10 protein-coding genes are annotated in these 20,306 nt (G+C 41.7%); all 10 read right to left on the bottom strand.

The features are described 5' to 3' along the window. Positions 1 to 24: 24 nt before the first annotated feature. The 10 genes from KMW37_RS13250 to KMW37_RS13205 all read right to left on the bottom strand — a co-directional run bounded on the left by KMW37_RS13250 (position 25) and on the right by KMW37_RS13205 (position 19,583). On the bottom strand, positions 25 to 759 hold the full coding sequence (locus KMW37_RS13250; RefSeq protein WP_215225112.1) for a DUF6250 domain-containing protein: 735 nt from the start codon (positions 757 to 759) through the stop codon (positions 25 to 27). Further along, positions 756 to 2,045: a DUF4861 domain-containing protein gene (locus KMW37_RS13245; protein ID WP_215225111.1), complete on the bottom strand. Its 1,290-nt coding sequence runs from the start codon at positions 2,043 to 2,045 to the stop codon at positions 756 to 758. The genes KMW37_RS13250 and KMW37_RS13245 overlap by 4 nt, the downstream gene beginning before the upstream one ends. Before the next feature lie 140 nt (positions 2,046 to 2,185). Further along, a complete protein-coding gene (locus tag KMW37_RS13240; RefSeq protein ID WP_215225110.1) occupies positions 2,186 to 4,066 on the bottom strand; it encodes a rhamnogalacturonan lyase in 1,881 nt (626 codons plus the stop codon). A gap of 319 nt (positions 4,067 to 4,385) precedes the next feature. Beyond that, positions 4,386 to 6,200, bottom strand: coding sequence for a RagB/SusD family nutrient uptake outer membrane protein (locus KMW37_RS13235; RefSeq protein WP_246581483.1), 1,815 nt, complete (start codon positions 6,198 to 6,200; stop codon positions 4,386 to 4,388). Positions 6,201 to 6,202: 2 nt separating this feature from the next. After that, positions 6,203 to 9,391: a SusC/RagA family TonB-linked outer membrane protein gene (locus tag KMW37_RS13230; protein WP_215225109.1), complete on the bottom strand. Its 3,189-nt coding sequence runs from the start codon at positions 9,389 to 9,391 to the stop codon at positions 6,203 to 6,205. Positions 9,392 to 9,409: 18 nt separating this feature from the next. After that, the gene (locus KMW37_RS13225; protein ID WP_246581482.1) at positions 9,410 to 10,738 is read right to left on the bottom strand and encodes a fasciclin domain-containing protein; all 1,329 of its coding nucleotides are present in this window, start codon (positions 10,736 to 10,738) and stop codon (positions 9,410 to 9,412) included. An 80-nt stretch (positions 10,739 to 10,818) separates the two neighbouring features. After that, entirely contained in the window at positions 10,819 to 12,522 is a 1,704-nt protein-coding gene (locus KMW37_RS13220) for a fasciclin domain-containing protein (RefSeq protein ID WP_215225107.1), read from the bottom strand. 17 nt (positions 12,523 to 12,539) lie between these two features. Beyond that, positions 12,540 to 14,027 carry a RagB/SusD family nutrient uptake outer membrane protein gene (locus KMW37_RS13215; protein ID WP_215225106.1) on the bottom strand — a complete coding sequence of 496 codons (1,488 nt, stop codon included), beginning with the start codon at positions 14,025 to 14,027 and terminating at the stop codon, positions 12,540 to 12,542. 25 nt (positions 14,028 to 14,052) lie between these two features. Next, entirely contained in the window at positions 14,053 to 17,331 is a 3,279-nt protein-coding gene (locus tag KMW37_RS13210) for a SusC/RagA family TonB-linked outer membrane protein (RefSeq protein ID WP_215225105.1), read from the bottom strand. Positions 17,332 to 17,354: 23 nt separating this feature from the next. Beyond that, positions 17,355 to 19,583 carry a fasciclin domain-containing protein gene (locus tag KMW37_RS13205; protein ID WP_215225104.1) on the bottom strand — a complete coding sequence of 743 codons (2,229 nt, stop codon included), beginning with the start codon at positions 19,581 to 19,583 and terminating at the stop codon, positions 17,355 to 17,357. Positions 19,584 to 20,306 lie beyond the last annotated feature (723 nt).

The following is a 20,306-nucleotide window of genomic DNA, read 5'->3' as shown; positions in this document are numbered from 1 at the left end:
AGGGTTTATCCATCAATCGGTGGATTAATTTTTGTTTTCAAGCATCTGAAGCTGATAAATCCTCAGACTGTCAATTTCATCATGTGACCAAGTGGAGCGAAATCCAAAATATCCAGTGGTCAATGGCGCTTCATCTTTGTATTCAAAGAATTTTTCTCCATCTACCCAATAGGTAATGGTTCCATTTTCCACCTTTATACTGATATCATACCAATGGTTGGGCTGTAGCAAATGTTCTTCATCTTCCAAGTCAAAAAGCAGTGTTTTTTCACCGTTTCCCTGGTATTTTCTAAAGCGGGTAGTTCCATTATAATTCCCTCCAAAACCTACATAATACATCCTTAAGGAATCATACTCTTCAAATTTACCGCTCCGCGTAAATAGATTCGTATCCTTTGGATCTGTAGCCATCCAAAACTGATTCAGGTCAGAGAGCCTATCATTGGGTCCATCAGCCATTACCACCTGCCTTTTATAGTGAATCTCAATGTCACCGGCCAACTTTTTATCCAACCAAACCGTAACTCCGCCCTTGGTATCCAAAACCAGTTTTCCATCAAAAGATGAAGCTGAAGAGTTGAGAAGACTGTCCATTTCTATTTTCCATATTTTGGTATCAAGAGGTAATGAAAAATCATCTTCAAAAATTAGTTTTTTGACAATGGTCATTTGTTCGGAAGAATGGTTTACGGAACAGGTGCAGGAAGCAACCAGCATACCCGTCACAAAAGCCATTATACCATGTCTCCATCTTTTCATTTTACCCAAGCTACTTCTACCTCTGCAGTCAATTGGTTCACCAAGTCAACTACATAGCTTTTAAAATATTCCCGATCGGTAAATTGTTCATCAGAAAGCTCCCATCCTGCTACAGCATAATAGGCGACCGGTTGACTCTCCTCTACCGTTAACTTAGCCAAATAACTGTTGGAGAGATCTCCCGACTCAGGTGCTTCTGTAAATCCTTGATAAATTGATTTTGGCAGGATGAGCGCCATCCCCAGCCACCATTCTTTTTCGTAAGTCTGCTGATCATGGGTCAGTAAAACCACCCATTCATCATTGATCTCAATCTCAGCAAGGTCCATATCATTATTAATATTCACCAAACCGATCAAAAGCTCCTCATCACCTTTGAGCCCTTTTACAGACACTTCATTTTTATAGGCGTACATTCCAGGCCAGATGGTACTGACCTCTTGGACGTCATAGGAGCGGTCATGAGTTTCCCAATTCAAGTAGTCATATTGGATAATCGAGCGAACAGGCCCTTCTTCGATGATTTGAAAAACACTTTTCTCCACATTATTAATGGAATCAATGACAGTCACCCCAAGCCTGGCTGGCTCACCATCGATCATCAAAGCTACACCGCCCAAGCCTACAGAATTCCCAACAGCCAAAATATCCCGACCCCAATCTTCCATCACATGGTAATTGTCCTCTACAGCTCCTTCGCTACTGATTCCCACTTCTTCAGGGCTCATTTGGGAAGTTTTCTTGCCAAAAAGATCTTTGGCATTCCTCCCATCAAAATAATGACGAAAGCCTACTTTATCATTTTCCCAAGAAGGCCCATCCGTTTGATATGGCTGATATCCTACACTTTTAGGAAGGCCGTCTGCTGGTAAAGTATCGCTTTGAGCAGGATGGACGGAAATATCTGCCCCCTCCCTTAAGCCAAAACGGACACTCGTCCTTGCTTGAAAGGCGGGTTTCTCAGTTGCCCAAGCCAGTTGAAGTTTCTTCTTTTCTTTGGCCGAAAAATCCAATACCATAAACAGCTCATCCCATGCCCCATCGCCGTCCGTATCATCCCACTGAGCAGGAATCGTGTCTCCTCCTGAGATGATCAGCGGAAACTTTCCTTCTTTATCCCCCTCTCCGGGAATTGCCGTTCTTTTCAATAGGACAGGCTTATCTGTCAAGGCAAGTTCAGCCTTGTTCTCTATTGTAAAATTTACTGTTTCCTCACTCTCCTCTGCAGGATTACATGCTGAGCCCATCAAGATGGTGGTGCACAGCATCCAAAAAGAATACTTCATAGTTGTCCTTATTTATATACCGCTTAAAATAAAAAGAAAAAACCGTCCAACTCTGCTGAACTGTGTTGGTTGGGGAATAAGGTTGATCACTTAATCATGGCAAGAATTAGCATCATGCCATGATTAAGTCCATGGTCTTCTTACTTTGTGCTGATCTGAGGTTTGGGAGGATTTTGCATTCCTGCCCCAAGATAAAAACCTGTATGGGCTGGCTGATTGTAACCCACATTTTGCCACGCAATGCTTAGGCGATAAACGGGATCATGCATCAAGGTATAGAGCCTTTGTGCTGTTGGTATGGTAGTGGTAAAAATCCTTAGTTCCTGCCCATCTTCCGTTCTCGCAATCAGTTCTTCCCGCCAATCTCCAAGAATATCCGCACAAAGTGCTGGATTGGATTTGGTCCCGTTATTTTTGGCTACCTGATAATCTTCACCTGTAAAAATGCGATTAGAGCGCTCATTTTCAAAATCCCATTTGTCAATATCCACTCCATTTAGGATTTCTCTAAGCAAATCTCCATCCCACCATATACCCATATTGCAGGAGCTGGGCTTCTTCTCTGAAATTACCTCTCCTTTGACATTCCAAAGACCTTTAAGCCCTGGTCCTGATGCCCAACTCTCATAGCCCATATATCTCGGATCAATGTCAATGGCCAAGCCCCTTCCCACATCTTCTGAAGGGTAAGACCAAATGATCTCTCCAGTATCAGCGTCCCTGAGGTTGGCACCATGCTCATGTCTAACATGTTCGTGAATCCCGAATAATTCCATGCCTGGTCTTTCTGGGTCTATATCCGATAAATGTAAAGCGTCACCATGCCCAAGACCTGTGCTGTAAATCCCAGACCCATCATCATCCAGGACCATCGCCCCGAAAACGATTTCATCTTTCCCATCTTCATCAATATCCCCAATGGATAAGCTGTGATAGCCTTGCCCTGCATATTTAAGATGGTCAGAATCCCCATCATGGCTGTCAAACGTCCAAACTTCCGACAGGACACCTTCCCGCCAATTCCAGGCGGCAATTACCGTTCTTGTATAATAACCACGGGTCATAATCAAGCTTGGGTGCTCTCCATCCAAGTAGGCAATCCCTGCCAAGAATCGATCCACACGATTGCCATACCCGTCTCCCCATAGGGATTTGAGTTCATCCGAATTAGGATTAAGTTTTCCTGGATACCGAGGTGGAATATAATCGGTCGTGGCCAAGGCCTTGCCTGATTCTCCATCAAAAATGGTCAGGAACTCAGGACCCTCCAGAATATATCCATCCTCATTTCTATAATCCGCATTGGCATTGCCAATCACGTTCCCTAAGGCATCAGTGGTACCATCACCAGTCTTGCAGGCTATCTCTGCTTTTCCATCGCCGTCCAGATCATAGACCATAAACTGGGTATAGTGGGCACCATCCCGAATATTTTTGCCCAAGTTAATTTCCCAAAGCATCTTCCCCTCCAAGGTATAAGCTTGTAAAATGGGATCATCAGTAATTCCTTTCTGAGAATTGTCTTTACTTCTCCCTCTTTGATGAAGTACGATTTCATATTGCCCGTCTCCATTCAAATCTCCCACTGAAGCATCATTGGGCATATAGCCTTCAGGAGTTTTCAGAGGAATGGACAAATAGTTTTTTTGCCAGGTAGTACTGGACTTTGATGAAGCCATTTCCTTACCCTCTACAATAGCCCTTACCTCATAGACACTTTGACTATTCCCTGCTTTGTCAGCATAGCTACTGGTCTGGATTATGGGGGTGTCATTTATTTTTGCTGCATTGCCCGATTGATCAAGGCGGTAGAGGTTAAAGCTGATATCATCCGGCTCGGTGCCAAGCACTCGCCAACTTATAAAATTCCCTCCGTTTGGAGAGGAGAGTGCCACTAATCCCCGGTCTAGGGCTTCCATGTGTCTTGCCTGTTGGCCAGACACAATTGATAATTTGAGTAAAAGTAAAATGAATACGGCAAGACCCAAGGTCTTGCCGTATTTTAAAAGGTTAGTGAACATAGCTTATTCTTCAATGGTTGAAATTTTTACATTTTCACTGTAAGAATTTCCTGTGACCTGCTGTATCTCAGTGCGAAAATTCGCCGCCAAAACACATATTAAAAGAGTAGCTAAGTAAACTAACAACCGGGTCTTCAAGCTCAATCTAGAAGACTTTTTCATGCTTAGATACTTCATAACATTGGGTGATTGTTAACTTTCCCTTAATATAACTAATCTTTATTTCTAACAAACGTGTTTGAATAAAAAATATTATTCAAACACGCTTTTATGCATTTCACACTAAATCTTACTGGTTTTAAATCAATTACAATCTATTTTACTCTTCCCAATGAAAAGGAAGGAACCAATCTCCGCTCATTAATTTAGCTCTTACACCTGCTGCTCTGCCCATCGCATCTGGGTTTTTGGACTTGGACAGTTTATCATATACCCTGTTTGCTAAAACAGATGGATTTCTTCTCATCGCAATTCTAAGCAATTGCGGCCATCTGTGTCCTTCAAATGCCAATTCTAGCGCCGTCTCTTGGATGATCAAATCTTCTGTCCAGTCTTTTTCTTCTTGCATGCCAGTAATTTCTCCAGGCAAGGTAATCGGAGGCAAATAAGCCCTTCCTCTGATTCCTTGGTGTCTGTACCAAGGCCCTCTATAGGTTGGAAAATCCCCCTGTCTGGCATCGAAATCATAAGGAGCACCATAAGCTAAGGTGTTCTGAATATCGGTAACATCATCACCAGAAAAGTCATCTGGAGTATAAGCTTCCCTTATTCCATCGTTGATAAGGGCCCTGGAAAGCTTACTAATACCATCCAGATTATCCCTATTGGCAGCTTCCGCAAACTTCAGATGTACTGAAGCAGCTCTTTCTAATATCCATTTCCCCTCTTTTTGAAGTGGGGTGCTTAGGGCATTATAATTAAAGGTAAACTTACCCACTTCAGGCTCCATGGTATCCCATTTTTTAGTAGAAAGGATTCCCCGTGCATCAAACTCCACATTATTCCATTGGGTTTGACTGTTCCACTTGTCAAGAATAGACTGAGAAGGTTTCAGTTGATATTGTCCCTCACCTTCATTGGCAAATAATCTAATAAAAGGATACTCAGGAGCAAAATCACTATCATAGTGCATTACCCAAACCCAAACATCATAGGAATAGCGCTCTCCAGCTGGACGGCCAAAAATTGATCGCCAACCATTGGTATTGTCATTGTATAGTGAATTGATATCGTTTTCCTTTCCATACCGCACATTGAAATAATTGGAGGAGCTCCAAGAAAGCCTCATCCGATCATAATATACTGCTCCTGCCCCAGGCCCCATTGAAGTAGAGGACTCCATGATGGTCCTGAACATCTCTGCAGCTTTGGTATAGTTTCCCTGCCACAAATACAAGTCTCCAAGCAGCCCTCTTTTATTGACGAAATAAGTACTTAAGTCATAGCCAGCAGAACTTCCTACCAAACCAATATTGGAAGGATATGCATCCAGATAAGGCATGGACTCCATATATTCTACCAATTCATCAATCAATGCCATCAAGCTTAGCCTGGGATATAGCCCAGGGTTATTGACATCATCAATGCTCTCAATGCTCTTGGTCACATAAGGTACTTCTCCAAAATGGATCCCCAATTGTAAATAAACCCAGGTCCTCACCGCAGCCACATCGGACAAGCGCTGATTATACTGATCCTCTGTAATCCTGTTTTCATCTCGCATCTTTTCCAAGCCTTCCAAGACATCATTACAGTTTAAGATCACCCTATAAAATGGTTTTGGATCTGCGTATTTATTGTTGTCAGAAGCCACTACACTATGATTGCTCAGATCTACCAGGTCAGCATCAGCCATCATGGTTGGCTCCATCAAGTCCGCCCTGACTTCATTCAGCACTACATATTGCTCGGCTAGCTTCATCATTTCGCCATATACACCCATTACCGCCACATCGGCATCTAGCTGATTTTGATAAAACCGGTCTTTATCCAACTCCAATGTTGGCTCCACGTCCAGCATATCAGAGCAAGAAAATAATCCCACACTTATCGAGGCCACCGCCAGGTATTTTTTGAAAGGGACAAACATCATTTTCATATTTTGGGCTTTTAAGATTCTTATTAACTTTTGCATGATTACAATCCGATTTTAAGTCCCAACAATACACTGGCAAATTGCGGGCTTAATCCCACATCTACACCTTGCCCAAATACGCTACTAGTATAGCTGAATTCAGGATCGTAGCCCAGATAGTTGGTAATGGTCAATAAATTTTGACCAGCCGCATATACATTCACATTCTTGATAATTGAAGCATTCACCGGAATATCATAGCTGATATTAATGGTCTTCAACCTTAGATAGGAGCCATCTTCTATCCAGCGATCAGAAAAGCGGCTGTTACCAGATGGGTCTCCATATGCCAGTCTTGGCATATCGGTATCTTGTCCCTCTGCTCTCCAGCGATTTCTGACACTCAAGAACTGATTTTCATAGCTTGACATGCTTTCCATTTTCTGCCTTACATAGTTGTAAACATCATTTCCATAACTGAAAGAGAATGCCGCATCAAACGTAAATCGCTTATAGGTAGCATGGGCTGTAAAACCTCCATAAAAATCAGGGTTTGGATTGCCAATGATGGTCTTGTCACTTTCGTCGATCACGCCATCATTGTTTTGGTCAATGAATTTCACATCACCAGCCTGAAAGGAAGTCAAATTTCCATTTTCGGTATAGGCACTCAGGCCAGCAGAAGCAGCTTCTCCGCTCGTATTGTAAATTCCATCTGTTTCATATCCATAAAACATGGCTGCAGACTCTCCGGTAGTGGTGATAACATGGCCACCCGCCACAGGAGTAATTCGCTTATCATAAGGTAGCTTTTTCACCTCATTGGTATAAGTTCCGATCTGAAGTCCAAGATCCAGTTTTACATCTCTGTCCAACACTTTTGCTGAGACACCAAGGTCAACTCCTCGGTTAACCATTTCTCCACCGTTGGAGAGGAAATAATCCAAACCTACTACCGTTTTAAGCGGCTGGTAAGTGATCATATTTGAAATGGTATTTTGGTATACATCGATGCTAAAACCCAAAGTACTGTTGGCAGTAGCAATGTCAATACCAGCATTTACTTTAGAATTGGTTTCCCACTGGATTTGATCATTGGCAATATTGGACCTTACCAAGCCTTGTACAGCCATGACATTGGAGCCTGAATACAATTGGTATTGGTTATAATTTCCAATTCCGTCATTACCAGTTTGACTGTAACTCAAGCGCAGCTTCAAAAGGTCAAGCGGATTCGATGCCATAAAATCCTCAGAAGAAATCAACCATGCACCACTAATAGAAGGGAAAACACCAAACTTATGGTTGAATAAACTGATACCATCCTGTGCCTTACGGCCAAACCTTGAAGAACCATCCACCGCTACATCTACATCTACAAAATATTTGTTAAGGTAATTATAGCTTGCATCAGCATAGTAACTCATCCAGATCCATTCTCCATTATTTCCAAAAGCTTGATTTAAGCTCACTACCCCAGATCCCAAAGTAATGAAATCATCAGTCCCTGAGTTAAAGGAATAACCTCTGTCTTCTTCCAGTGTGTTTTTATTGAATCTAAAACCTAAACCCAAGTCAAAATTATGGGCGTATCCGAAAGTATTGTTATAATTAAACCTGGTGTCACTATAGGTAGAAAACAACCTTTGAACCTGGCCACCAATTTTATTTTTTATAATGGTATTGGTACCGTTTTCTTCTTCCACCCCTAAGTCAGGAACAAAGAAAGACTCCCTATTTTGATCAATGGTCAAGCCAAACAAGCTCTGTAGACTAAAATGATCATTGAATTGGTATTTACCATTAAATGAACCAAAGAAACGAAACCTTCTATTTTGGGCCTGCATATTTTCAATGATTGAACGGGGGTTACTGATCCCTAATGAATCAGAATCACTCAAATTAGGAGATTCTATACCATCTTCAGAGAAAATATTTGGTGCCAAAAACGGCGACTTGGCCAAACCAAGGTAAAGAGGGCTTATACTATTCACTTCACTGCCATATTGGTACAAGTCCGTCACCGCATAGGAAAATGCCATATTGGTTCCTGCCGTGAATTTTTCCGTAACCTGAAAATCAGCGTTAAACCTTACGTTTGATCTAGAAAACCCTTCACCTTCTATGACACTACGACTTTTCAAATGACCTATAGACAATGCATAGCTGGCGATATTATCTCCACCAGATACTTTAACAAAATAGTTTTGATCATAACTGGCACGCATTACCTGATCCTGCCAATTGGTATTATTATGATAGTTATAATACCCTAAGGTATCTGGTACTTCATTTAAGTAGCGGTGGTTCAGTGCCTCATTTGTGCTAAGACCGCTACTGCGTAACATCTCAGAAAAATAGGACCTGAATTCATCTGCTTGCATCACCGGAAGGTTCTTGGGTTGAATATTGACTCCTCCATAGGTGTAAAAATCAATCCTTGTAGTCAAATCCTTCGCCCTCGAAGTAGTGATCAACACGACTCCATTTGCGCCCTTCGTGCCATATATTGATCCTCCGTCTTTGAGATAAGTCACTTTATCAATGTCTTTAACATCAATAAACGATAGTGGATTGGATGTAAAGCCATTGATCACGGAACCTTCATATTCATTCATGTCATAGATCATTCCATCCACCACCACCAAAGGTTTGGCATTGGCATTCAAGGACCCTAGACCGCGAATAAATGTATTAGCACCTATACCAAGGGTACCAGATCTTCTGATCATATTGACCCCTGCGGCTTCTCCTTGAAAAGCCGTTTCAGGAGAATTGGCTTTGCCCTTCCAGGCATCGGTAAGGTCCACAGTAGATACTGCTCCTGTTACCTGATGAGACAATCTCTCGTCATAAGGCAACTGCACCAAACCTTTTCCCGCTTGGACCAACTCAAAATCTGACAGTGCTATTTCAAGGCTACTTCTTCCCTTCAATGGGATTTCTTTAACAATTTCATCTCCCAAACTCACCACAATGGTGGTGGAATAACTTGGAACAGGCAGTTTAAACTCCCCATTTGAATTGGAGAAAGTTGCTGAAATATCTTTGTAGGACAAACCTATGCCTTCTAAAGCTATTCCAGTTCTTTTGGAAACTATCTTACCCGTCAATACTTCCTCCAGGTATATTGATTCGCTGTTGGGCAGTACCTTGACCTCCTCTACTTCTTGAGCCATCATGCTACTAGCAAAACCCAACTGAATGGCTAGCACTGCTGTGCATATCTTGTATATATTTTTTAGCTTCATCGATTTCTGATTTTGGGTTTATTCAAATACTGGAACTAATTTCAGGTAATCCAGAACCAAGGTGTTCCAGTCATTATTTGAGGTAGATTCCGCCTTCAGGATCAGCTTCAGCTGACCATAGTTTTGCACTTCATGCTCTCCTATATACACCTCTTCAAGGTTATTGAACTCCACCATCTTATTCCCATAAGGAAGGTTGCTGACCGAATCTATGGCAATACTCTGCCAGTTGTTTCTCGGCCAATAGTTATCATTATTGGCCAGCCAATAAATCTTATACTTTGTAGAATGTGCCTGCGGAACATTATACGTCACATGGTAAGATGGTGTACTGTGGTTGAAAACCAACAGATCACGCTCATTGGAAGCCCAAGATCTTGCGCGAACGTTTACGGGACCTGAACTCCCGCTTATCGCATCAAAGTATTCTCCTTCAATTTTAATTGCTGGAATTTTATCTGAAAGCTTATAGTCAAAGTCGTTCATAATATAAACCACTCCATTGGAGGCATTGATCTGCCTTAGCACGTTTTCAGGATGAAAAGCTACCTTTACACTATCTACAGATAAAATCGTGTCTGGCACATTCTCATAATAAGAAGTCGTGAACACCAAATCTTTGGTAAGCCCTAATGAGAGCGGCATGGACATCTCATCTGGTAAGGTATCCTTAAAATAAGGTTCCATTTCCATTTGGAATGTTTCGTACGCAGCATCATCCAACATGATAAAAGTATAGGTAGAGTCTTCGTTGCTCAAGTCCGCTACATCATATCGGAAGTAATTGTACGTTTCCATGGTTACCTCATCAGTCACGGACATGTTCATGACCAACTGACTAATCGGGTTATCACTTTCTTCCTGCAATACTTCCCAAATATTCTTTTTGGGAGTCATATAAGCATCTACTTTATAGAGAACACCATTCTTCGCCAATCGGTCAGCGTATTCAAATGAGGCGGATTCATCAACTGAAATAATGCTATTTTCACGAAGCTCGCTCACTTTTCCATTCATCATTTTCACCCTTATTGGTGCCTCCTCAGCTTGATAGCTTAGGTTTTCTTGATAACCAATATGATTGCCAACAAAAAGCTTTAAGGCTTCTTTATCTCCGCTTATCCCTGATGGCAGGTCTGCTAATGCGGCATTGGTCGGTGCCCAGACGGTATAAGAACCGGAGGCTAGCTGTTTGTCCAATCCGGACGCCACCAAAAGATCCGCAAAGGTACTGAGGTCCTCGTCCGAGCGGATCAACTGTACCAAATTATTGTTTAAATCCTGCGCTGCATTATTATGTTCTTCCCATTGATCTGAGCAAGCGCTCAGACCAATGAAAAGTATCATTAGCAGGTGGTTTTTATATTTTTTGATCATGTTTTTGCTATTTGAAAATTATAGGACATAGATTTTCCAGAAGGCATATGTTAGTCTTCATCTTCTTCATACACCAGTGATCCATCAAGTGCAAATTTTGGATAAATCTGGTTATCGCCCTCTGGGATAAAATGGATCATATCCAACCAAAGCCCGCCATTACTACGTCCGATACCAGTAATTCTGTCAAATCGAAGGTTATGCTCACCGGTAGTCTGTACATCAATGGTACCGATGAATCGACCCATGATTCTACCGCCATTGGAACCTGCTGTCAGATACTCTTTCCATCCTCTTGATTCCAACTCATCTTCATTCATTCCTGATGGAGCCTTGATACGTGTATCTAAGAGTCTCGCCCCTGGTATATCTTCACCATTAAAAGTCATTTTGAGCTCTGCACCATTATTCCACTTGTCACCATAATGACAAACCCAAACTTTATATCTACCCTTCACCAAAACTGGCGTAGTGAATTCAACTGAAGTAAGACGATTTCCTTGAATCTCAATTTTCATGAAATCACCATGGTTATAATAAATTTCATTCAAGCTAGGTGGAATATAATTGACCATATAGTCTACATAATTTCCTCCCCATGACATTCCTGATAGTTCTCCTAATTTGAATGTATAATTAGGTGCTCCTGGAATTCTAAAATATGAAGTCAACTGTCTAATTTCAGGTTGGTCTGCCACATCCCAATAAACTGCAGTGGGTGCTCTCAGCTTAATGGCATAATGCTCTTCTACTTTATGCACTACTCCATTTGTAACAGAATTATCACTTTCAGGTCGAATGAGTACAGACCCTGGCTCCAACACCCCGAAGAAAACATCCTCATTGATCAGCACTTCCTCCCCTTTTAGTTTAATGGTAATCACTTCCTGCGGTGCCTGGGTTTGGTGGGCTGTAGCGGTCACCAAATCAGCAATGTACTTAATGTTTGGCAGGATATGATAGGCCATAAACAAGTTCAAAGTATCTGTTGGATTGCTGGGATCTCCCAAATGAGAATAGCGGTCCTCCAATGCAGCATAACTGTCAAATCCAGCTGCTGCAAAAGTCTCATCAGACTCGGCCATCACTGTATACCAGACACCATCTTCTTCACTATTCAAGACATCATACCAACCTGTGGACTTTAATGCTTCTGAGAAAATAGAGTATTCTTGTTTATCTTCAATCCATACGGCTGCAGTCTTGGTTGGGGGAGACAATACATTGTCAATGGCATGCATGACACCGTTCCCCAATTTGATATTACTCTGTAAAATATTGGCCTGACGGTTTACCCGTATAGAGGTTTGGCCATCCACATATTCTGCTCCTGTTACGAGGTATTTACCATATTCTGTAGGGATAGGTAGTTTTCCGTCAGTAAAATTAGCTGTTGATATGGTATCTGTAAGTAGGTGATACCTGACGATATCTTTGGCCTCCTCTTCACTCAATCCTTCCAGGCTCAAACCATTATCACTAAAATAACTGTCTAAGGCTTTATTATTAGGCGCAAAGAAAGTATATGTTCCATAAGCGCCAAGGTAACCTTCTGTATTGGAGATCTCCAAAACCCTGGAAAGACTGGAATAATCATCTGGGTTTTGTCTCAAATAGCCACTGATATTGGTATCATCAGTGATATTGATATTGGATGGCGGTTCAAAATCACAGCTGATCAATCCCAAGAACAGCATTGAAACGAGAAATCCTGTCCACCTGCTCCAGTTTGATGTTTTATATGTAGTATTCATCTGCAGATATTTTAGGTTTATTTGATATAGTAAGGATTCTGAACCAGCTCAGGATTGGCATCCAATTCCAAGAAAAATACTGGAAGATAATGACTGCGCGTATCCCTTAATTGGTTCAAAATTGAGTTCAAATTAGTCTCCGGGGCATTGGTAATGGCCGCGTTCAACATTAAATCCAGATTGGAATAATTGTCCATTTTGGATACCCTAAGGAGATCAAACCAGCGCTTTCCTTCAAAAGCCAATTCTCTTGCACGCTCTGCCAAAACATAGCGAACGATATCATTTGCACTGGAAGCGGAGGGACTTTCTTCTGTGGCCTCAACCGCACCACCACGTTCTCTTATTTCAGCGATGATTTCCAAGGCTTCTTCTCCCCTGCCTATTTGGGAAAGGCCTTCAGCTTTCATTAGCATTACATCTGCAAGACGATAAACAATCCAGTTGGCATAGGAATCAGTTGCTTCACGACGTTGGGACTCTCCCAAACCGATGTACTTCCATATTTCCCCGCTGGATTTTAGTGTAGCATCAATACTTCTTAAATCAATATCTTCTGGAAAGTTGATGTCAAAACCAAAATTATCTTCCAACACGGATGGATAAGCCAAAAACCTTCTACCTTGTACCGTGCTGAACATATTAAAGAAGGCATTGTTCTGAGGCGCTTCATATTGGATTTCGAAAATGCTCTCAGTTGAATTTCCTTCGGAAAAAATAGACCTTAACCAATTCTCTTGCTCTACCAAACTGTAAGGACCTGCCAGCACTTTATCTGCTGCCACCACAGCTTCTTCGTAGTTTTCCATCCACAAATGCACATCCGCCTGAAGGGCATTGATGGCATATTTGGTCATCCTACCTTTGGAGGCAGAAGTGTTTTCATGTGATTCGTAAATATCAGCTTCAGCCAATTCCAAATCCTCCAAAATCTGTGCAAGCACTTCTTCCTGGTTGGCTTTTGGCACGGTCAATTCATCTTCATCACTATCGATGGCATCCGTCACTAATGGCACTTCACCAAATGTCCTTACCAAATAGAAATACATTAGTGCCCTTAAGCCTCTGGCTTCTGCCACATAATTATTCAAGTCTTCCACTCGGAAGGTTTCATCAGTATCCAATGCCAGAGGTCCATTTTCAATGACATTGTTACAAAGGTTGATGGTTCCATAGAAGCCGCTCCAATCCGCCAAGGGATTGGTCGCTTGGATATTTCCAAATATAATTTGGGTATCATTATAGTTGGCTCCCGTATTTAAAGCCAACATATAACCTCTGAGTTCTCCCCAAAGGAACATTCTTTCTGTCAACTGATAGCCTCGATAATTACCATTTAAAGAGGCATAGGCACCTATCAGTGCGGAGCGTACTTGCTCCTTGGTCTGCCAAAAGTCCTGCTTGACCACTCCATTCACCGGGCGAAGGTCCAGCCAGCTGTCACATGCTGTCCCTGCAATGGCCATCAAAACCAGTAATGTATAGGATATATATTTTTTAAACATGGTTATCTTCTTTTTAATCATCAAATTAGAACCGCGCGTTAATACCTAGGGTAAAGGTTTTGGAAGGTGGTGTCCTTGCCTCATCATAACCAATTTGAAAGAGTCTATTTGCATTGGAACTCATCAAACCTACCTCTGGATCCTGACCTGTATAGTTGGTCCAGGTAAAGATGTTTTCTGCTGTCACATAAAAACTCAAATCCTTCAATTTGATCTTGTCCAAAAATTCTTTCGGCATACCATATCGAACCGTAAGAGTTCTAAATCTCATAAATGAACCATCTTCCACATACCGGTCTGATCCTAGCCAGTTATAACCCGTTCTGATCAATGCCCTTGGCATATCTGTCTCATCACCAGGTCTTCTCCAACGGTTCAGTACAGCCGTATTCTGGTTGTCATAGCCATACATGTTTTCTGTTAACATTTTGGTGCGGTTCACTATATCTGCACCATAGCGGAAGTTGAAGTACCCTGAAATCTGTAGGTTTTTGTAAGTGATCCTTGGACCAAATCCACCAGTCAATTTTGGATTGGCATCCCCCAACCAAACAATATCCCTATAATCAATATTTCCATCATGGTTGATATCCTCATACATGGCATCACCGGGTTGGAATTCATAAGCGATGTTAGGATAGTTGAACATCATCTGTACCACATCACCATTCGGTCCTGTAATCACATTACCATTGGCATCTCTGGCGATAGTCGATTCACCGTCTTTATAAACACCTTTGTATTTGAAGCCATAAAAAGAACCTAGTGGATTCCCTTCCTGAATCGTAACGAAGTAATTCCCATTTGACTGCATCGCCTCCAGGTTATCGGTCTGGTATAAATCAGAGATTTCCTGTATGATGTTTTCGTTTCTGGCGACGTTGAAGTCAAAGTCAATTTTCAAGTCACCTTTCTTATATGGAGTGGTAAAAACTGAAAGCTCCCAGCCCCTATTGTCCATGGTACCGATATTCATATCAATGGAAGAAAAACCGGAAGAACTTGGAATCCTAAGGTTATTAAAAAATAAGTCCTTCGTACGCTTACGGTAAACATCCAATCCTACTATGAACCTACTTTGGAACATTTCCAGATTCAAACCAAAGTTGGTCTGTCCCACACTTTCCCATTTATAATTGGTCAACTCCAAGTTATCCGGAACCACACCGGTTTCCCCCAAGTAATTCCAATTCAAATTAGAGAAGGTACTAAAATGCAGATAATTGGACCGGGGAGTATTGCCACTCTCACCATAACTGGCCCTTAAGCTCAATTCATTGATCAAGCTTTGGTTCTGCATAAATGGCTCACCGGAGATTCTCCATCTACCGGAAATACTAGGGAAAGTTCCCCATCTGTTGTTTGAACCAAACTTAGAACTACCATCTCTTCGTAAAGAGCCATTGATAATATAGCGATCTAAAAAGCCATACTGTACATTTGCCAACATCCCAATGGCCCTAGACTGGCTAGTGGAAGAGGACAGGAAAATATTATCTGTTCTGGTTACCGAGGAAGGATCCTGCAAGAATGATGATGGCGCATTAGTCGTCCCTACATAATATCCATCACTCCTAACCTCATAGGTTGTAAACATCAATAAGCCCATCAGACTATGGTCTTCTCCCAAATCAGGTGTATAATACAGCTTACTGAAGGTCTGGGTGATCAAGTTCTCATAATCAGAATTAGAGGCGGCATTCACATTTTGGTTGTTCAAAGGCAAACCTGTAGCTATCTGGGGCAAGAAGGTATTTGACTTAGTATTGTTAATATCAAAGGCTACATCCGACTGGAACATCAGGTCAGGCCTGATATGATATTGCAAAGTAAATTTAGGGATGATCCTATTACTTTCAGCAGTATTGGATGCTTGCTCTACCATGGCCAAAGGATTATAAGTCCCGGAGAATGAGCCTTGAATATTGGACTCTGGAGAAAAATAGTTGGGAGTCAGATTGCCATACACATCGTATTCATAAACCGACATATTGGGCATCTTTTCATAGGCCACACCACGTACGCGGTCTTGACCATCTCTGGAATTCACCCAATTTCTATCCGTAGTTGAATTGGTATAGGCCAAATCGGTCATCACTCTGATCTTTTTGGATACCAAGTAATCTAAACTGATCCGAGTAGAAAAACGGTCAAAGCCCGTTCCTTTAGTCGTACCCACAGAACCGTTTTTATTGACAGACACCCTGTATCGGGTCTTCTCTCCACCACCAGATAGGGCAATATTATGATCAGTCATATGGCCCAGCTGGGTGATCTGATCGATCCAGTCTGTATTATTGCTGTAATTATAAAAATAGTAAGGGTCATATGGATCGTAAGAGAATTCCTTATTGGCATTGATATTCAAGGGTACACCAAAGCTGTTCATGTATCCTTCTGCAATCAAGGTGGAATATTGATCACCATTCAGCATAGGGATCTGATCAGGTTGTTTGGTCACAGCACCTCTAAAGCTATAGGTTACTGTTGGCTTACCTTTAGAACCTCTTTTGGTGGTGATCACCAAAACACCATTAGAACCTCTGGAGCCCCACAGCGCGGTGGCGGCCGCATCTCTCAACACCGTAATGGATTCAATGTCCGAAGGAGCCACATTCAATAGCTGTGCATACTGCTGCTCATTGGCGTTGGCAAAGTCAAAGTTGGAGGTTTCCGTCTGGAAAGGGATACCATCTACCACAATCAAAGGTTCTGAAGAGCCATTGATGGATGTAGTACCTCTAATACGAATAGACATCCCCGCCCCTGGATCTCCAGAATTGGACACAATATCCACTCCGGCCATTCTACCTTGCAGTGCTTGGTCGATGGATAGGGCAGACATTTCTTTCAATAGTTCAGCATCTACCCGGGTAGAGGAAGAAGTCAGGTCACGTTCATCTATTTTCATCATTCCCTGATCAATCATCTTCTCTGCTGTTACTTCAGCTACATCCAGCTCACTGACATCAAACTCCAGTTGTACGTTGATCTCAGAGCGACCATCGATAGGAACGGTAATGGTTTTATATCCAATAAATGATACTCTGATCCTATTTTGCTTGCTGGATACTCTAAGGGAAAATTCACCGTTTACATCAGTAGCCACTCCTCTCAAGGTCCTTTCATCACTATCCACTTCTACAACAGTGGCACCAATGATCGATGTCCGATCTTCTTTGTCAATGACCTGTCCTTTGACAATTTCCAGGGTTTGCGCCTGCTGTTGCTGGCCATTTGCCCCTGTATATATCAAGGTCAGCCCCATGACAAACCACAAAAGTTTCTTGGTAAAATTTTGCATAAGAAATATTTTGGTTTTTGGGGTTAGTTAGTTTCTAATACTCGATCTATTTCATGTAGCACTGCATAACTTCCCAGGACATTACTGTAAGGGATGTTTACATTGGCTACATTTCCTTTTTCATCTGTCACCGTCATGGTGTATGGAGGCTGAAAACCATTGGCACTGTTGTCGATGATAACTTTCTTGATTTCACCTTCCACGGTGGCAAAGAGGGTTGAAAAATCTTCGCCATCTTCACTTACAATCTTTTTACCGTCAGGTACAATGATATCCCTAGGTACAAAATGGTATTTTAGGAAAGAGGCTATGGTGTACAATTCTTCTGAATCGTTGGTATATGGGTCAGCAGGTATTACACCATCAGCGATCGCAGCATCCATGGCCTCATTGGAAGGAACCAATACCGTAAAAAACTGTCCTGGAGAAACTCCTTCGATCTGTAAAGAATTAGGATCATAAATACTGGAGTTGGACAGGTATTCCGCAAATTTGGAGAACTGGGGAGTTTCCAAAATTTTCTCTGAAAGCACCTTTTCTGTATAATTCAGCAAACCATCAGTATAAAAGTCCGCTCCATTATTAGCTTTATAAGTTACACCAGTATTTATCCCTACAGGTTCATCACTGTCTATATTCCCTGAAGCGACAAACATCCCATTTTCATACTTGATGTATTCACCACCGTAAGTTTCCAATATTCCAGCACCAGAGATATCATCAAGCTCATCAGGATGGCTCAATTTAATAATGCTGAGCTCAATCATCCTGATTAATCTTTCATAGGCTTGGTTAGGCTCTCCATTGTAAGTCCACTGGTTCCTTGCACCTGGATCGTACTCAAATCCAGCGTCATTTAATTGCTGGTTAGACATCATCATTAATGCAAAATTTTGCCCTGGGTCGGAAATGGTAAATCGGTAACTTTCCAAAAGCGTCCTCATGATACTGTATTGAGGGTCCAAATAGGGACGACTATACACGGTAAAGAAGAAATTACCTTCTTGTACTTTGTTAGTACCATAAAACAAGCCATTGCTGAGCACCTTTTGGTCAGTAATATCCGTATCTGGATCAAACCTTACCTCTTCATTCAAAAGGTTGGTAAACAAGGTAAATCGACTTGGCCACATGGTAGACTGCCACATGTGCATGTTTACAAAATCAAACAAAATTTGATCTGGCACGCTGGATAACTCCCCATAATACTCTAGCAGCACCTCATCCAAAAATTGCTGCAGTGGCTCATTCTCAGGAGCAAAAAGTGTCCAGCTATCTGACTGGGCATCATTTCCTCCGCTGAGAAAGTTTTCATTATTGGGTGCAAAAGCGTAAGCCCCAGTATATGACTTGACATGAACAGGGCCTCCAAGGTCATATACTGGAGAAAAGCGTTCTGTCAATTCTGGATACGAAGCGGCATCATAACTAATGGCTGTATTGTTTTGCCTGTTTCTAAACTCCATTTCCACAATGGATTTGAACAAGCTGTACTTGGGATTGTCAGAAAGGTAATCTGCGATATTTTGCATCGGTTCTATTACGCGGTCCACCACGTGCACATAGCCATTTTCTGCAATCACATTGCTCTGGATAATATTTGCCTCAGCAACCTGGGCACCTGAAAATGGTCGATCATAAAACCCTTCAATGTCATTGGCAGTCAAATCCAAGCGATCTAGGTAATGCTGCAAAAAGTAGGGCATGTATTTGTTGTTGTTGTCGTCCAGGTTGTAGGTTCCTATACCGTTCCTGTTGGCAGCTACAACATCAAATTCTACCCCTTCAACCAATTCTTTGAAAACACCTTTATAATAGGCTGTCTTTCTACGAAAAGACGCGGAAAGGGTATCCCGCTGAGGTCCTGTTTGATAATAAGCAAGATCTTTTAAGTTATAAGCATTATAAACCAATGAGTAGGACACGATCTCACGGGCCTTTTCTTCACTGATGTCATCAACACCGTTGATATTGTTTTGTTGGAAGTAAAGCTCAAAAGCATCATCATTGGGAGCAAAAGCAGTCCAGTAACCTGCTGTGCTCAGCGTCTGCTTATAGCCTGCCTTTTCTACCAATGCCAAATAATGGTCAAAGTTCCCCCGAAACCGGATGGAATCAGACAAAACTTGATAGATCGGGCCTTCTAAGCCCTCTGGTCTGGCATAATACTCATCAAACTCCTCCTGGCAACCCACCAAGAAAACACCTGACAAACAAAAACACGCCAAAAGCAGTTTTGTAAAATTGTTCATAGATTATTGAGGTTTTGTTAATCGATTTCTCCCTAGTAATTAGCCCTTATTGCTACGGATCAACCTCTTGAATAGGAACGCCAATCGTCGCATCATAAAACTTTTACATTTTGGGATATACACGAAATTTAAAAAAGTAGAACTCAACAAGTGTTATGGTTTATACTGGTATAGTGTGTATTATACAATTATAAACCTGCAAAGATTTCATCACTATTAAAGCGACATTTACTACTAGGACTTAGTAAACACCACTTACTATAAATCAAAAATACAGCACATTCCTTTACTAAATCGATTAGTTAGGACTTTAGACCTACAGATGAAAACCACCACATTTCAACCTTGCCTAATATTAATTTTGCATTTCAGGACAGTTGATTTTGATCAGAAAAAAAATAAAGGCCACCAAGAATATCGTTATCAAACTTCTTGTTTGACTTTATATTACACCTCATATTGGCAGAAAAAATCCTTCAATCCCTCTCTAGCACAGCCTACAAGTTTGACAATGCCCAAAATGTGCTTGATGCTTTCACTGTTTGCTATCCTCATCGTAAGGCCCCCTTACACCCTAATTTGCCCATTCCCCATCGCAATGATCGTCACAACCTTTCTCCTTCAGGAGAACAATAGCTACATGGATAACGCCTAGAATGAAAGGAAAAGCCAGCAAGGGATTAGCGGTATTAAAATGAAAAAATAGGGGTTACAGTGCTCCGG

The organism is Echinicola shivajiensis, assembly GCF_018642165.1.
Classification (GTDB): Bacteria; Bacteroidota; Bacteroidia; order Cytophagales; family Cyclobacteriaceae; genus Echinicola; species Echinicola shivajiensis.
Note: the sequence above shows the minus strand (reverse complement) of the source record. Positions and strands in the feature narration are given on the sequence as shown.

Bases quoted from the DNA above. Each gene is read 5' to 3' on its own strand.
- KMW37_RS13225 (WP_246581482.1), bottom strand. From the start codon at position 10,738: ATGATACTTTTCATTGGTCTGAGCGCTTGCTCAGATCAATGGGAAGAA.
- KMW37_RS13215 (WP_215225106.1), bottom strand. From the start codon at position 14,027: ATGTTTAAAAAATATATATCCTATACATTACTGGTTTTGATGGCCATT.
- KMW37_RS13235 (WP_246581483.1), bottom strand. From the start codon at position 6,200: ATGCAAAAGTTAATAAGAATCTTAAAAGCCCAAAATATGAAAATGATG.
- KMW37_RS13230 (WP_215225109.1), bottom strand. From the start codon at position 9,391: ATGAAGCTAAAAAATATATACAAGATATGCACAGCAGTGCTAGCCATT.
- KMW37_RS13205 (WP_215225104.1), bottom strand. From the start codon at position 19,583: ATGAACAATTTTACAAAACTGCTTTTGGCGTGTTTTTGTTTGTCAGGT.
- KMW37_RS13250 (WP_215225112.1), bottom strand. From the start codon at position 759: ATGAAAAGATGGAGACATGGTATAATGGCTTTTGTGACGGGTATGCTG.
- KMW37_RS13240 (WP_215225110.1), bottom strand. From the start codon at position 4,066: ATGTTCACTAACCTTTTAAAATACGGCAAGACCTTGGGTCTTGCCGTA.
- KMW37_RS13220 (WP_215225107.1), bottom strand. From the start codon at position 12,522: ATGAATACTACATATAAAACATCAAACTGGAGCAGGTGGACAGGATTT.
- KMW37_RS13245 (WP_215225111.1), bottom strand. From the start codon at position 2,045: ATGAAGTATTCTTTTTGGATGCTGTGCACCACCATCTTGATGGGCTCA.
- KMW37_RS13210 (WP_215225105.1), bottom strand. From the start codon at position 17,331: ATGCAAAATTTTACCAAGAAACTTTTGTGGTTTGTCATGGGGCTGACC.